This is a genomic window from Telluria sp. AC161 (assembly GCF_979258535.1).
In genome coordinates this window covers 3,587,069-3,601,995 of the sequence record NZ_OZ409861.1, presented here as the reverse complement: position 1 = coordinate 3,601,995, position 14,927 = coordinate 3,587,069, and the positions used below count along the sequence as shown (strand labels likewise).

Genomic DNA, 14,927 nt, shown 5'->3' with positions numbered 1-14,927 from the left:
CGGCCAGCGGGGTTTTTTTCGTCCCGCAGTTCGGCTCCGGCGTAGTACGCACTTGATGATGGTCGAGCAAGTGCTGTATACAGCATGTTGCTAGGGAGCTCAAATGCTGAAAACCAACATATGACCTGTTGAATGTGATGTGCATCACATTTTTTAGTCGGAATCGGCGATAATGTCATGCCCGCTTGTCTCTCGTTGACGTGATTAACGCAGGACCAGTACTTTCCCATTGTGTTACTTCAGGCCAATGAATAACAAAATTTTCGACAAGAAGTCCGAGATCGGACAGGCGCTGCTTACATTCAAGAGCACGTTCTGGACCGTCGGCACCTTCAGCGCCATTTCCAACCTCCTGATGCTGGTTCCCTCGCTCTACATGCTGCAGGTGTACGACCGCGTGCTGGCCAGTCGCAACGAGATCACCCTGCTCATGCTGACCGTGCTGATGCTCGGCGCCTATCTGTTGATGTCGGGGCTCGAGATGGTGCGTGCCTATGTGCTGGTACGGGTGGGTGCGCGTTTTGACATGCTGCTCAACAAGCGTGTGTACACCGCTGCTTTTGAACAGAACCTGAAGCAGGCCGGCGGAAATGCCGGCCAGTCGTTGTCCGACCTGACGACGTTGCGCCAGTTCTTGACCGGTAACGCGCTGTTCGCCTTCTTTGACGCACCGTGGTTCCCGGTCTACCTGATCGTGATCTTCTTCTTCGAGCCTTCGCTCGGCTGGTTCGCTCTCAGCGGCACCGTGATCCTGGTGATCCTGGCATATGTCAACGAACGCGTCACCAAGGCCCCGCTGGCAGAAGCGAACACGGTCGCAATCGCGTCGAACAATATGGCCACCAACAATTTGCGCAATGCCGAAGTCATCGAATCGATGGGCATGCTGCCGAACCTGATCACGCGCTGGTTCAAGACCCACAGCAAGTTTCTGGGTTTGCAGGCCGACGCCAGCGAAAAAGCCGCGCGCATCGCTGCGGCAACCAAGTTTGTGCAAGTCTCGCTGCAGTCGCTCGTGCTGGGCTTCGGTGCGCTGCTTGTGCTTGAAAACAAGATCACCGGCGGCATGATGATCGCCGCCTCGATCCTGGTAGGCCGCGCGCTGGCGCCGGTGCAGCAGGTGATTGGCGTCTGGAGATCGTGGAGCGGCACCCGCAGCGCAATGGAGCGCCTGAACAAGCTGCTGGAGCTCAATCCGGCGCGTGAGGCAGGCATGCAGTTGCCGGCGCCGACCGGTGCCCTGACCGCCGAAGGCGTCACCGCCAGCCCGCCAGGCGGAAAGTCGCCAGTGATCAAAAACCTGTCGTTCGGTATCAACGCCGGCGACGTGCTTGGCGTGATCGGCGCGAGCGGGTCCGGCAAGTCGACCCTCGCGCGTTTGCTGGTAGGCGTGTGGCCCGCCATGGTCGGCAAGGTGCGCCTCGATGGCGTTGACATGTTCCAATGGAACAAGGCCGAGCTGGGTCCGCACATTGGCTACTTGCCACAGGACATCGAGCTGTTCGGCGGCACGATCAGCGAAAACATTGCCCGCTTCGGCGAAGTCGATCCCGAGAAGGTCGTGATGGCGGCCAAGCGCGCCGGCGTGCACGACATGATTCTGCACCTGCCGGCTGGCTACGATACGCCGCTGGGTGATGGCGGCGCCGGCTTGTCGGGCGGCCAGAAGCAGCGTCTGGGCCTGGCCCGCGCAATGTACGGCGATCCGGCCCTGCTGGTGCTGGACGAGCCGAACTCGAATCTCGACGACGTCGGCGAGCAAGCACTGGTGAAAGCCGTGATGGACCTGCGCCAGCGCGGCAAGACGATTGTCCTGATCACGCACCGTACGACGATCCTGAGCGCAACCAACAAGCTGCTGCTGCTGCGCGATGGCGCGGCGCAGGCCTTCGGCCCGACCAACGATGTGCTCGCGGCGCTGCAGGAAGCCAACAAGAAAGCCATGCTCGCGCAGCAGGGCGCCGCCCAAGGTCAGGCACCGGCACCGTCACCGGCGCCAGTGCCTGGCCCGGGAACGCCACCGGCGCCAACTGCGCCTGCGCCAGCGCCTGAAATGACGACCGGAGGGACCAAATAATGAAGCTCCTGAAAAATGAAGCGACCGATGTCGTCACGCATGATGTGACGCCACTCGAGGTCAATACCGATTCGAGCCGTTATTCGCGCATCGGCTGGATCGTGGTGCTGGTGGGGTTCTGCGGTTTCATGCTGTGGGCCATGCTGGCGCCGCTGGACAAGGGCGTGCCGATGTCGGGCACCGTCGCAAAAGAAGCCAGCCGTAAATCGGTACAGCACCAGAGCGGTGGCACGGTGCAGGAAATCCTGGTGCGCGATGGTGCGGTCGTCAAGGCCGGTCAGGTCCTCGTCAAGATGAACCCGATTCTTGCACAGTCCAATTTCAACATCACGCAAGGGCAATACCTGAGCGCCCGCGCCAGCGAAGCACGCCTGGTCGCCGAACGCGATGGCGCCAAGACGATCGCCTTCCCGGAAGAGCTGCTCAAGCGCCGCAACGAACCGCGCGTGGCCGAGATGATGATGCTGCAAGAAGGCTTGCTGGCATCGCGCCGGATGTCGCTGCAAAATGAACTTTCGGGCATCGACCAGAATATCGCCGGCCTCAAATTGCAGACGACCGGCTTGCAGGAATCGCGTGCCAGTAAGAAGGAGCAGGTCGATTTCCTGAAAGAGCAGTTGGGCGGGATGCGCGAACTGGCAAAAGAGGGCTATGTAGCGCGCAATCGCCTGCTGGACCTCGAGCGTACGTATGCGCAGCTCAATGGGCTGATCTCTGAAGACATCGGCAATATCGGCCGCGCGCAAAGCCAGGTGCTCGAATTGACACTGCGCCGCTCGCAGCGGTTGCAGGATTACCAGAAAGAAGTGCGCACGCAGCTGAACGATGTGCAGCGCGAAGCTGAAGCGCAGAACGCACGGCTGCTGGCCCAGCAATTCGATCTGAACAATGTCGAAGTCAAGGCGCCGGTGGACGGGACTGTGGTCGACCTGGCAGTGTTTACCAATGGTGGCGTGGTGCCGCCCGGCTTCAAGATGATGGACATCGTGCCGAGCGGCGACGCGCTGATCGTCGAGGGCGAATTGCCGGTGAACCTGGTGGACAAAGTGCAGCCCGGCTTGCCGGTTGAGCTGATCTTCTCGGCGTTCAATGCCAACAAGACACCGCATATCGAAGGCGCAGTGGTGCGCGTTTCGGCTGACCGTCTTGTGAATGAAAAAACCAATAACCCGTACTACAAGGTCCGGGTGCGCGTGACCGAAGAAGGCGCGAAAAAAATCGCTACCCACAAGCTGGATATCATCCCCGGCATGCCGGTCGACCTGTTCGTCAAGACGGGCGAGCGCACAATGATGAGTTACCTCATCAAGCCGATCATCGACCGTGCGCACTCGGCGCTGGGCGAGGAGTAATGGCGATGCGCATCATGAACATCAGGCGCACGCTGGCCGCCGCGGTGGCAGTGCTCGCTGCCGGCCAGGCCGGCGCGATCACGCTCGAAGAAGCGTACCAGGCGGCGCTCAAGAACGATCCGACTTACCGTTCGCAGTTCTATGCCAACGAGGCGGCCAGGGAAAACCGCGTGCTGGGCCGTTCCGGCTTGCTGCCGGTTCTGTCGTCGAGCTACAGCCGCAACAAGAACGTGACCGATCGCGAGGTCAGTCTGGCCAACGGTCGCACCCAGCTTGACCACCCGCGCTATAACAACACGTCGGCCGTGGTGCAGCTGCGCCAGCCCCTGTTCAATATGGACGCCATCCAGCGCTTTCGCCAGGGCAAGGTCCAGACCGAGCAGGGCGCCGAGCAGTTCAAGGCCGACACCAATGAAGTAGCGGTGCGCGTCGTGACCGCTTATCTCGACGCCTTGTTCGCGGAAGACCAGCTCGCACTCGCACGCGTGCAACGTGACGTGTATCTGGAACAGCAAAAGGTCAACTCGCGCCTGTTCGCAAACGGCGAGGGCACCAAGACCGACAGTCTCGAGACAAAGGCCCGGCTCGACCTGGCCGAAGCCCAGCTGATCGAATCGCAGGACAATGCCAAGGCCCAGCGTGAAGTGCTCGAAGGCATCATCGGCGGCGACGCGGGAGGGCTGGAGCAACTGGCCGAAGGATTTCGCGTTGGCACGCTGACCCCGGGATCGTTCGAGGAGTGGAGCGCACTGGCGCTCAAGAACAACAAGGAATTGTCGGCTGCGCGCCTGGCGGTGGAAAACGCCCGCCTGGAAATCGGCCGCATCAAGGCTGGACATCTTCCACGCGTGGATTTTGTCGCCGCCTACAGCAAGGGCGATAACGAAACGATCAACACGCTGGGACAGGACATCACCAACCGCAGTCTCGGTGTGCAGGTGACCATTCCGATCTATAGCGGCGGCGCAGTCAATGCGCAGACGCGCCAGGTGGCGGCGAACTACGCGCGCGTACAGTCCGAGGTCGATGCCCGGACCGACAAGCTGATGGTTGACCTGCGCCGCGCCCACAGCCTGGTCGTGAGCAGCGGCCGCAAAGTCGATGCGCTCGCGGCAGCGGTGGATTCGTCCAAGCTCCTGATGACGGCGACCGAGCAAAGCATCAAAGGCGGCGTGCGCATCAATCTTGATTTGCTCAATGCGCAGCAACAGCTGTTTACCAATCAGCGCGATCTGGCGCAGGCCCGGTATGCCTATCTGGTCGGAATTTTGCGCATGCGCGCGCTGACCGGTACGGTGTCAGTGCAGGATGTGCGCGAGGTTGCTGCGTACTTCCGGTAACCGCAGGATTCGCGGACAGGCCAGCCGTTCGGGTCAGCCGCGAATGACCGACTATTTCGATCCAGTAACGCTACAATAAACCTCTTAGACAAGAGGGCAGGCATGCAATCGCTGAACATCCAATACAACCCGCGCATTGACCAACTGCGCTGGCTTGCTGCCACCCTTGTCTTCCTGTTCCACTTTCATCTCGAATACCGCGGCCTGGGCGGCACCGGCCTGAGCAGCTCATGGGGCGCCCTGATCATTGAAGGTCATACCGGCGTCGGCCTGTTCTTCACACTGTCGGGCTTCCTGTTCATGCTGATCGCGCTGCACCAGCGTCAGATTGTGTATGCGGACTTCCTGCGCAACCGCATCCTGCGCATCCTGCCGCTGTATCTCGTGATTTTCCTGGTCGCTACCTCGATCGGCCGGGACAAGTTTCAGCCGGCCGATCTGCTCTACCTGTTCGCGACCAACCTGGGCCTGGCGCCAACCTCCGGCACGCCGATCACCGGGGCCGCCTGGACGATTTCGCTCGAGTTCCTGTTCTATCTGGTGTTTCCGTTTCTTGCGCGCTTCGCGATGGACAGTGGCATGCGCTATCTGGCCGGGTGGCTGATTTTGCTGCTGTTTTTCAAGGCGGCCGCTTTCACCGTCAACACCAACAGCACGCTCATGTATTTCAGCACGTTCGTCGGCCGCTTCGACCAGTTCATTATCGGCATGATCGCCGCCATGGCGTATGCGCGTTACACGGCGCAATTGCGTCGCTTCGCGCCGTTGCTCACGCTGACCAGCGTGGCGCTGGTGATGTGGGATACGGCGCTGATGCACCGTGTGGCCAGTTTCGGCAGCAATCCACATTCGGCGTTCTGGATTATCTGGTCGTTTATTGAAAGCGCGGGCTGGGCGTTGGTAATCCTGGGCTGGACTTCGCTTGCGCTGCGTTTGCCGGCGCTTGTCGAGCGCGTGCTGGCCCACGGCGGCAAGATCAGCTTCTCGTTCTATCTGCTCCACATGGCGCTATTGCATACGCTGGCGACGCAGGTCGGGACGGTGCGTCCGTTCGGTATCGGCTGGCTGGATGTGGTATTCATGCTCACCGTGACGTATGGTGCCACCTGGGCTCTGGCCACGCTCAGCTATCACATCATCGAAGAGCCGTTCCTGCGCATGCGCCGCAGTTACGGGGCAGCGCGTCACGAGGCAAAGGAAACGCTCAAGGCGTAGCGCCAGTCCGCTTCGGCAGGCTGATGTCGGCGCCGACAATAAGGATGACGCCCGGGCCTGGCTGGAGTAGTATCATTTTATTATTAGCCTGAGAGAGCCTCAACATGGCCGTCAATACAGTCGGAGTCCAACAACTTTATGTTGCCTACTTTGGCCGGCCGGCCGACCCAGCCGGGCTCGAGTATTGGGTGAATACGCTCGGCAGCGGTGCCACGCTGGCCGATATCTCGCGATCGTTTGCCGCTGCCGAGGAATACCGTGACAACTACAGCCACATGGACAGCCGCACCGTGGTCACCAAGATTTACGACCACCTGTTCGGGCGCGAAGCAGAAGCCGCTGGCGTCGATTATTGGGCCAGCCTGATGGACAGGGGCGTCATCGCGATCGACGACGCAGTCAGGGAAATTGCAGAGGCGGCGGTCGGCACCGATGCGGTCGCCTTTAACGGCAAGGCGGCTGCCGCCACTGTCTTCACGCTGCGCCTCGATACGCCCAACGAAGTGGCAGCCTACAGCCGCGATGCGGGGTTAGAGCTGGCCATGGAATTTCTTGCCACCGTCAAGGATGTGAAGACTGCGCTCGATGCGACCGACCCGGTCGTCGTCGATACGTGGATCGCACGCATCGTGGGCGCCGACGGCACCGCCATCGACGATGTGGGCCTGATCGGCGTGGCGCCGCTGGCGTGAATCAGGCCGCGGCCTCGCCGGCTGCTGCCTGGCCAGCGCTGTTGCTGCCGATGCAGTGCGGGCACGACACCTCATACACATAATCAGGCGATAACTGCTGGCGCGGCGTTACCACGGCGCGGCAGGCGAAGCACTGCACGGTTTCGGTCGGCTCGAGCTTCGGATTGAGCGCGGTGCGGTAGTCGAACACGAAGCAGTCGCCCGTATAGTGCGCGCCGCCGACGTCCTCGAAGTACTTCAGGATGCCGCCCTCGAGCTGGTACACACGCTCGTAGCCGATTTCCTTCATGTGGATCGCCGCTTTTTCGCAGCGGATGCCGCCGGTGCAGAAGGTCACCACTGTCTTGCCAGCCAGCGCATCGCGGTGCTGCGCCGCGACTTCGGGAAACTCGGTGAACTTGTCGATGCGGTAATCAAGCGTGTTCTCGAACGTGCCGACGTCGACTTCAAAGGCATTGCGCGTTTCCATCATCACGACCTCGACGCCGTCGTCATCGTGGCCCTGGTCGAGCCAGCGCTTGAGCGTGACGGGATCGACTGCCGGCGCCCGGCCCAGTTCGGGCTTGATCAGCGGCATGCGCATCGTGATGATCTCTTTCTTGATCTTGACCAGCATGCGCTTGTGCGACTGTTCGGTCGACAGGCTTTCTTTCCACGTCAGGTCGGCCAGGCGGGCGTCGCTGCGCACCCAGTCCAGGTACGTGTCGATGTGCTCGCGCGTACCCGACAAGAACATATTGATGCCTTCCGGTGTGAGCAGCACCGTGCCCTTCAGGGCAAGCTCGTTGCACAGCGCCTGGTACTGCGGGCGCAGGCTTTCCAGATCGTCGAGCGTGACAAATTTGTAGGCGGCGATGTTGACGTACTGTTGTGCGGAGGACATGGCGATAAAGAAGAAAAGCGGTGAACGAACAGGTCGATATTATAAGTCAGCCAGCCCCGCCAACCACCAGGTAAGCGCCATATGCTTGTCGGATAGATTTACACGATTGCACCAGAGCATTGATGCGTATCAAATAAGTCATTGATTTTAATGGTAAGCACTTAGCTGGCATCAAGCTTGCTTATAGGGGGCAGTGCTGTTCAAACTTTGATCTACTAGGAAAACAACAATGATCCGTAATATCGCTCTGCTGGCCCTTTCGCTGACTGCCGGTGCCGCTTCGGCCGCTACCATTCCTTCGACGCTGACCTTCAACTCGGACAGCAACACTGCCTACACCAACGTGATGCCGGCAGCCCAGAGCGGCAGCGTGCTGATCGACTTCAACTTCACCTACACCGGCGCCACGGTTGACAGCAACGATTTCGTGGCTCTGTGGTTCGGCAACTCGAACAACACGTCCGAAGCCTACAAAGGCCCGAACGTCGGCTTCAAGGCAAACTGCGGCACGGGTGGCAGCTGCACCAACGACCTGTTCGCACGCCTGGGCGGCGAGGGTGGTCCTTTCATGCCTAACAGCAATCTGGTTGCAGGCACCACCTACAACATCTTTGCGAACCTGTACAAGGCCGCTGGCTCGACGACCTACAACCGTTTCGACATGTGGCTCAATGCAACGGCTGAAGAAAAGTCGTCGCTGACCGGCGCCGATCTGATGGCAACCGGTAACTCGAACCTGACGTCGTTCAACGCGATCGGCATTCGCACCCTGGGTCTGGACAAAGGCCTGACCGTGAACGTGAACAATCTGAACGTCACCGGCCTCGAGGCTGAAGTGCCTGAGCCAAGCAGCGTTGCCCTGATGGGTCTGGCGCTGGCTGGCCTGGCATTCACCCGTCGCAACAAGCGCGGCTAATTGCCGCACGGCGCGCCGGCATACTGGCGCGTTGCTGACAGCACATCAAAAACGTCGTTCCTGCGCAGGCAGGAACGACGTTTTTGCGTTAACAACACACCGTGCCGGATGGTCGCGCAAGGTCGCCATATGCGGCCCGGATAGGCCGTGCTAGAGTGCCTCGCATTGCTCCATCACCGACAGGAACGCCATGCACGACTGGTCCGAAGGCTATATGACCGAGTTAGCCTATACCTACGGCTACTATCCCGAACTCAACCCATTGCGTGCACGTCTGGCCCTGTTAGAAGAGGGCATTGTTCCTCCGGATATCCAGACCGCTTGCGAGCTGGGCTTTGGCCAGGGCATGAGCATCAATATTCATGCGGCCGCCAGCGGCGCGGCCTGGCATGGCACCGATTTCAATCCGGCCCAGGTCGGTTTTGCGCGCGAGCTGGCGCAGGACTTGCCGCTGGCAGCCAATTTGTCCGACGAGGCCTTCGAGGCGTATTGCCAGCGCGCCGATCTGCCGCAGTTCGATTTCATCGCGCTGCACGGCATCTGGAGCTGGGTGTCGGATGCCAACCGCCGCGTGATCGCCAGCTTCATCGAACGCAAGCTCAAGGTGGGCGGTGTCGTCTACGTCAGCTACAACACCCAGCCCGGCTGGGCCGCGACCGGACCGCTGACCGAGTTGATGGCCGGCTTCGACGCAGCCCTCAATCCACCCGGCATCGGCCCCGCGGCGCGCATCGACGCGGCGCTCGACTTTGTCGACGGGCTGCTCGCGAGCGGGGCGTTGTACGGCAAGGTCAATCCCGAGGTGGCCGAGCACCTCAAGCGTCTGCGCAGCCAGGACCCGCGCTATCTGGCACACGAATATTTCAACCGCGACTGGCAGCCGATGCCGTTCGCGCAGATGCGCACCTGGATGGAAGGTGCGCGGCTGAGCTACGCCACGTCGGCCCAGTTCATCGACCACGTGCCGATGCTGAACCTGACCGCGCAGCAACAGGATGTGCTCGCCGCGATTCCGGACGCCGGTTTTCGCGAGTCGGCGCGCGACTTCATCGTCAACCGCCTGTTCCGGCGCGATTACTGGGTGCGCGGCGCGCGCCCGCTGGCGCCAGCCGACCGCACCGAGCGCCTGCGCGCCATGCGCGTGGTGCTGGCCACGCCGGCCGCCAGGGTCAAGCTCAAGGTCAGCGGCGCGCTGGGCGAAGCGAACCTGCACGAAGAGGTTTACCGCCCGATCCTCGATGCGCTGGCCGACCACCGGCCGCACAGCCTGGGCGAACTCGAAATCACGCTGGCCCCGTACGGCGCGACGCTGGCCGGGATCGTCGAGGCGGTCATGCTGCTGACCGGCGCCGGCAACCTGCACCCGGCCCAGGCCGACGAGGCAATCGCTGATGCCAGGGCCGGCGCGCTGCTCCTCAACGCTCGCCTGTGCGCCATGGCGCGCTACGCCGAAGATGTCGGTTGCCTGGCCTCGCCGGTGACGGGCGGCGGCTTCCCGGTGCGCCGCATCGACCAGCTGTTTCTGCTGGCGCGCAGCAGTGGTGCGGCCAGCCTCGGGGCGCTGGCCGATTTCGCGGCGGCGGCGCTGCAGGCGCAAGGTCAGCGCATCATGAAGGATGGCCAGCCGGTGCTGGACGACGCCCGCCAGACCGAGATGCTGCGCAGCCAGGCGCATGCGTTCGAAACAACGCGCCTGCCGGTTTTGCAGGCCTTGGGCGTGGCTGCCTAGGGCGGCTCCAGCTTTCAGATCGTCGAAGCACCATGTTGGCGAGAACGCCACGCTGACCCGCCCCCTGGACCCACAGACCTCGCCGGCCCCTCCGCGCAAAGCCCGGGCGCGGTAAAATGCGGGGATGACTTCCCCGACTTTTACCCATCTGCGCATCCACTCCGAATACTCCATCGTCGACGGCCTGGTCCGTATTGACGAGCTGGTCAAGGCGGCGGTCAAGGATGGGCAGCCGGCGCTGGCCGTGACCGACCTGGCCAATACCTTTTGCCTGGTGCGCTTCTACAAAGAGGCGCGCGGCAAGGGCGTCAAGCCGATCGTCGGGGTCGATGCATGGATCACCAACGACGACAACCGCGACAAGCCGCACCGCCTGCTCATTTTGGCCAAGAACCACACCGGCTATCTGCAGCTGTGCGACCTGCTGGCGCGTGCCTGGCTCACCAACCAGCATAAGGGCCGCGCCGAACTGCGCGCCGAATGGCTCGAAGCGCTGACCACGTCCACCTCGACCCTGCATCCCGAGCAGTCGCAGGCCAATGGCCTGATCGTGCTGTCGGGCGCGCACTTTGGCGACATCGGCCAGGCCATCGAGAATGGCGACATCGCCCGCGCCGAAGCCAATGCCGCGCGCTGGGCGCGCGTGTTTCCGGGCCATTTTTATATCGAGATCCAGCGCGCCGGCCAGCTCAACCAGGAGCAGCAGGTACGCCACTCGGTGGCACTGGCCGGGCGCCTCGGCTTGCCGGTCGTGGCGACGCACCCGGTGCAGTTCCTCGACAAGGACGAATACATCGCCCACGAAGCGCGCGTCTGTATCGCCGAAGGCGAGATGCTGGCCAACGCCAAGCGCGTGCGCCGCTTCAACGAGAACATGTGCTTCAAGTCGCAGGCCGAGATGGCCGAGCTGTTCAGGGACCTGCCGGGCGCGCTGGCCAACTCCGTCGAAATCGCCAAGCGCTGCAACGTCACGCTCACGCTGGGCAAACCGCAGCTGCCGAACTTCCCGACGCCGGGCATGACGATCGATGAATTTTTGATCGCCGAGACCAAGAAAGGCCTGGAAGACCGCCTGCTGCAGCTGTACCCGAACGAGGCGGAGCGCGAACGCGAGCGCCCGCGCTACGAAGCGCGCCTGGACTTCGAGAATCAAACGATCATCAACATGAAGTTCCCCGGCTACTTCCTGATCGTGGCCGAGTTCATCCAGTGGGGCAAGAACAACGACGTGCCGATCGGCCCGGGCCGCGGTTCGGGTGCGGGTTCGCTGGTGGCGTATGCGCTCAAGATCACCGACCTCGATCCGCTCAAGTACAACCTGCTGTTCGAGCGTTTCCTGAATCCCGAACGCGTCTCGATGCCCGACTTCGACATCGACTTTTGCCAGGAAAAGCGCGAACTCGTCATCCAGCACGTGAAAGACCTGTACGGGCGCGATGCGGTCTCGCAGATCGCGACCTTCGGCACGATGGCGGCCAAGGGCGCGATCCGCGACGTGGGCCGTGTGCTCGACTTTGGCTACAACTTCTGCGATGGCATCTCCAAGCTGATTCCGTTCAAGCCGGGCAAGCAGGTGTCGATTGCCGAGGCGATCGAAGAAGAACCGATGCTCAAGGAGCGCCTCGAGAACGAAGAAGAGGTCAAGACGCTGCTCGAACTGGCGCAGAAGGTCGAAGGCATCACGCGCAATATCGGCATGCACGCCGGTGGCGTCTTGATCGCGCCGGGCAAACTCACCGACTTCTGCCCGCTGTACACGCAGGGCGGCGATACCGGCGTGGTCTCGCAGTACGACAAGGACGACGTGGAGGCCGTGGGCCTGGTCAAGTTCGACTTTTTGGGCCTGACCACGCTGACGATCCTCGACCGCGCGGTCAAGTACATCAAAGAGCTCGATCCGGCCGAGAGCGAATTCGATCTCGCCAAGCTGGCGCTGGACGACCGCGCGTCGTACAAGCTGCTGTCCGATGCCAAGACCGTCGCGATCTTCCAGCTGGAGTCGCGCGGCATGCAGGGCATGCTCAAGGATGCACGGCCCGACCGCTTCGAGGACATCATCGCGCTCGTCGCGCTGTACCGCCCGGGCCCGATGGACCTGATCCCCGACTTCTGCAAGCGCAAGCACGGCGAAAAGTTCGACTACCCCGATCCGCGCACCGAGTCGATCCTGTCCGAGACCTACGGCATCATGGTCTACCAGGAGCAGGTGATGCAGATGGCGCAGATCGTCGGCGGCTATTCGCTGGGCGGCGCCGACATGCTGCGTCGCGCGATGGGCAAGAAAAAAGCCGAAGAAATGGCCGAGCACCGCGAGATCTTCCGCGCCGGCGCGGCCAAGGATGGCCTCACCACCGCCAAGGCCGACGAGATCTTCGACCTGATGGAAAAATTCGCGGGCTACGGCTTCAACAAGTCGCACGCCGCCGCCTACGCGCTGCTGTCGTACCACACGGCGTACCTGAAGGTGCACCACACCGCCGCGTTCATGGCAGCCAATATGTCGCTGGCGATGGAAGACACCGAGAAGATCAAGATCCTGGTCGAGGATGCGAAAGAAGTCTGCAAGCTCACCATCCTGCCGCCGGACGTCAACGAATCGCAGTTCCGCTTCACCCCGGAGGGCGAGGCGCGCTCGAAAACGGGCAAGCAGGTCACCAATATCCGCTACGGCCTGGGCGGCGTGAAGGGCGCAGGGCAGGGCGCGATCGAAGCGATCATCGCCGCGCGCACGGCGGGCGGCAAGTTCAAGGACCTGTTCGATTTCTGCAACCGGGTCGACCGCAAGCAGATCAACCGCCGCACGATCGAGTCGCTGATCCGCGCCGGCGCGATGGACGCATTCGGGGTCGATCGCTCCGTGCTGCTGGCGTCGGTGTCGTTCGCAATGGAAGCGGCCGGCCAGGCTGCGGCGGCCATCAACCAGGTCAGCCTGTTCGGTGGCGACGATGCCGACCTGGTCGCGCCGCCCGAGTACGTGAAGGCGTTGCCGTGGACCGACCGCCAGAAGCTGTCCGAAGAAAAGATCGCGCTGGGCTACTACCTGTCGGGCCATATGTTCGACTCGTACGCGCAAGAGGTGCGCCGCTTTGCCAAGACGCGCATGAAAGACCTGGAGCCGTCGCGCGACCCGCGCATGATGTGCGGCGTGATCTCGGGCATCCGCACGCAGATGACGCAGCGCGGCAAGATCCTGATCGTGGCGCTGGACGACAAGACCGCCGTGCATGAGGTGACGGTCTACAGCGAGGTGTTCGAGGCCAACAAGAACGCGTTCAAGGAAGACGAATTTTTGCTCGTGGTGGGCAAGGTGTCCGAAGACCGCTTCAACGGCGGCCTGCGCATCACGGCCGAGAAGGTGTACGACCTGGCCACGGCGCGCATCCAGTACGGCCACAAGCTCGAGATGGACCTCGACAAGTCGGTCAGCGCAGCCCGCCTGGCCGAGATACTGCAGCCGCACCGGGTGCATGACGGGATGCCGGTGAGTTTGCGGCTGCAGACGCAGGATATTCCGTTCACGGTGCAACTGGGCGACGACTGGCGCGTGGCGCCATCCGATACGCTCAAGGCGGCGCTGGAGCTGTCGCTGGGTGCGAAGGACGTCGCCGTTGAGTACTAGCGCGCGTCCGACCGACGGCAGATCGGCCTTTGGCCGCATCCTGATCTGCCGCACCGACAATATCGGCGACGTTGTCCTGACGCTGCCGCTGGCGGGCTACCTCAAGCAGCGCTTTCCGCAGGCGCGAATCGACCTGCTGTGCCGCGCCTATGTGGCGCCGGCCATGCGCCACAGCCGCCATCTCGACCGCGTGATCACGCTCGAAGCATCGGACGACCTGGCCCGCCTGTTTGCCGAAGGCGACTACGACACCGTGATCTTCGCCTTTCCCGACCGGCGCCTGGCGCGCGCGGCGCAGGCAGCGCGCGTGCCCAACCGGGTGGGCACCAGCCACCGCGTGTATCACTGGTTCACCTGCAACCGCCTGGCGCGCTTTAGCCGCGCGAAATCCGACCTGCACGAGGCGCAGCTGAACTTTCTGCTGTTGCGCCCGCTGGGCATCGACCATGTGCCGACGCTGGCCGAGATCCCGCAGTTGTACGGGCTGGCCGCACCGCAGCGCGTCGCCGTCGACGCCTTGCTGGCGCCGGGGCGGCGGCATGTCATCCTGCATCCGAAATCGAATGGCAGCGCCCGTGAATGGCCATTGACCCACTTCACAGCGCTGGCACGCGATCTGGGGAGCGATCCGGCCATGCGCCTGTTCGTCACCGGCAGTGGGGCCGAGGGCGTGCTGCTGGCCGCGCAGGCGCCGGCTTTGCTGGCGCTGCCGAACGTGGAGAATCTGTGCGGCCGGCTCGATCTGGACGAACTGCTGGCGCTGATCGGCGCCTGCGATGGTCTGGTAGCGTGCAGCACCGGCCCGATGCACCTGTCGGCAGCGCTGGGACGGCCGACGCTGGGGCTGTTCCCGCCAATCAAGCCAATGGATCCGGGCCGCTGGGCACCGCTGGGCGCACTGGCCGAGGTGGCGGTTGCCCGCCAGCCGTGCGCCGGTTGCACGGACTCCGCGACCTGCTCCTGCATGGGGTCGATCACGCCGCAGGACGTGGCTGCGCGGGTGCGGGCCTGGGGTGGGGCGGGGGCGAGGCGTGGAGTGGGCTAGGGTGCGGACGGACAATAAGGGGAAACGGTCCTTATTAGTTGAGGAATCTTCTATCCTCA

General features: G+C 62.6%; 10 protein-coding genes. 9 read left to right on the top strand and 1 reads right to left on the bottom strand.

The genetic code is table 11. The features are described 5' to 3' along the window. The first annotated feature begins 247 nt into the window (after positions 1-247). The 5 genes from ACZ0AJ_RS16035 to ACZ0AJ_RS16015 all read left to right on the top strand — a co-directional run bounded on the left by ACZ0AJ_RS16035 (position 248) and on the right by ACZ0AJ_RS16015 (position 6,676). Positions 248-2,077 (top strand): type I secretion system permease/ATPase, encoded by a 1,830-nt coding sequence (locus ACZ0AJ_RS16035; RefSeq protein WP_499455471.1) that lies wholly within the window; start codon positions 248-250, stop codon positions 2,075-2,077. Then, the gene (locus ACZ0AJ_RS16030; protein WP_499455470.1) at positions 2,077-3,429 is read left to right on the top strand and encodes an HlyD family type I secretion periplasmic adaptor subunit; all 1,353 of its coding nucleotides are present in this window, start codon (positions 2,077-2,079) and stop codon (positions 3,427-3,429) included. Before ACZ0AJ_RS16035 ends, ACZ0AJ_RS16030 begins: the two co-directional genes overlap by 1 nt. A 5-nt stretch (positions 3,430-3,434) precedes the next feature. Further along, the gene (locus ACZ0AJ_RS16025; protein ID WP_499455469.1) at positions 3,435-4,769 is read left to right on the top strand and encodes a TolC family outer membrane protein; all 1,335 of its coding nucleotides are present in this window, start codon (positions 3,435-3,437) and stop codon (positions 4,767-4,769) included. Between the two features lie 102 nt (positions 4,770-4,871). After that, a complete protein-coding gene (locus ACZ0AJ_RS16020) occupies positions 4,872-5,984 on the top strand; it encodes an acyltransferase family protein (protein ID WP_499455467.1) in 1,113 nt (370 codons plus the stop codon). A gap of 104 nt (positions 5,985-6,088) precedes the next feature. After that, the gene (locus tag ACZ0AJ_RS16015) at positions 6,089-6,676 is read left to right on the top strand and encodes a DUF4214 domain-containing protein (RefSeq protein ID WP_499455465.1); all 588 of its coding nucleotides are present in this window, start codon (positions 6,089-6,091) and stop codon (positions 6,674-6,676) included. A gap of 1 nt (position 6,677) precedes the next feature. Here the strand turns inward: ACZ0AJ_RS16015 and ACZ0AJ_RS16010 are convergent, their stop codons facing one another. Further along, positions 6,678-7,559 carry a sulfurtransferase gene (locus tag ACZ0AJ_RS16010; RefSeq protein ID WP_499455464.1) on the bottom strand — a complete coding sequence of 294 codons (882 nt, stop codon included), beginning with the start codon at positions 7,557-7,559 and terminating at the stop codon, positions 6,678-6,680. A gap of 229 nt (positions 7,560-7,788) precedes the next feature. Between ACZ0AJ_RS16010 and ACZ0AJ_RS16005 the strand changes: the two genes are divergently transcribed. The 4 genes from ACZ0AJ_RS16005 to ACZ0AJ_RS15990 all read left to right on the top strand — a co-directional run bounded on the left by ACZ0AJ_RS16005 (position 7,789) and on the right by ACZ0AJ_RS15990 (position 14,868). Continuing rightward, positions 7,789-8,475: a PEP-CTERM sorting domain-containing protein gene (locus tag ACZ0AJ_RS16005; protein ID WP_499455462.1), complete on the top strand. Its 687-nt coding sequence runs from the start codon at positions 7,789-7,791 to the stop codon at positions 8,473-8,475. 190 nt (positions 8,476-8,665) lie between these two features. Further along, entirely contained in the window at positions 8,666-10,204 is a 1,539-nt protein-coding gene (locus ACZ0AJ_RS16000) for a methyltransferase regulatory domain-containing protein (protein ID WP_499455461.1), read from the top strand. Between the two features lie 124 nt (positions 10,205-10,328). Further along, positions 10,329-13,823 (top strand): DNA polymerase III subunit alpha, encoded by a 3,495-nt coding sequence (gene dnaE, locus ACZ0AJ_RS15995; protein ID WP_499455590.1) that lies wholly within the window; start codon positions 10,329-10,331, stop codon positions 13,821-13,823. Beyond that, positions 13,813-14,868, top strand: a complete 1,056-nt coding sequence (locus ACZ0AJ_RS15990) for a glycosyltransferase family 9 protein (RefSeq protein WP_499455460.1) — start codon at positions 13,813-13,815, stop codon at positions 14,866-14,868. Before dnaE ends, ACZ0AJ_RS15990 begins: the two co-directional genes overlap by 11 nt. Positions 14,869-14,927: the final 59 nt, after the last annotated feature.

Excerpts from the sequence above, each read along its gene's own strand:
- ACZ0AJ_RS16035 (WP_499455471.1), top strand. The coding sequence starts at position 248 with ATGAATAACAAAATTTTCGACAAGAAGTCCGAGATCGGACAGGCGCTG.
- ACZ0AJ_RS16030 (WP_499455470.1), top strand. The coding sequence starts at position 2,077 with ATGAAGCTCCTGAAAAATGAAGCGACCGATGTCGTCACGCATGATGTG.
- ACZ0AJ_RS16015 (WP_499455465.1), top strand. The coding sequence starts at position 6,089 with ATGGCCGTCAATACAGTCGGAGTCCAACAACTTTATGTTGCCTACTTT.
- ACZ0AJ_RS16010 (WP_499455464.1), bottom strand. The coding sequence starts at position 7,559 with ATGTCCTCCGCACAACAGTACGTCAACATCGCCGCCTACAAATTTGTC.
- ACZ0AJ_RS16005 (WP_499455462.1), top strand. The coding sequence starts at position 7,789 with ATGATCCGTAATATCGCTCTGCTGGCCCTTTCGCTGACTGCCGGTGCC.
- ACZ0AJ_RS16020 (WP_499455467.1), top strand. The coding sequence starts at position 4,872 with ATGCAATCGCTGAACATCCAATACAACCCGCGCATTGACCAACTGCGC.
- dnaE (WP_499455590.1), top strand. The coding sequence starts at position 10,329 with ATGACTTCCCCGACTTTTACCCATCTGCGCATCCACTCCGAATACTCC.
- ACZ0AJ_RS16025 (WP_499455469.1), top strand. The coding sequence starts at position 3,435 with ATGCGCATCATGAACATCAGGCGCACGCTGGCCGCCGCGGTGGCAGTG.
- ACZ0AJ_RS16000 (WP_499455461.1), top strand. The coding sequence starts at position 8,666 with ATGCACGACTGGTCCGAAGGCTATATGACCGAGTTAGCCTATACCTAC.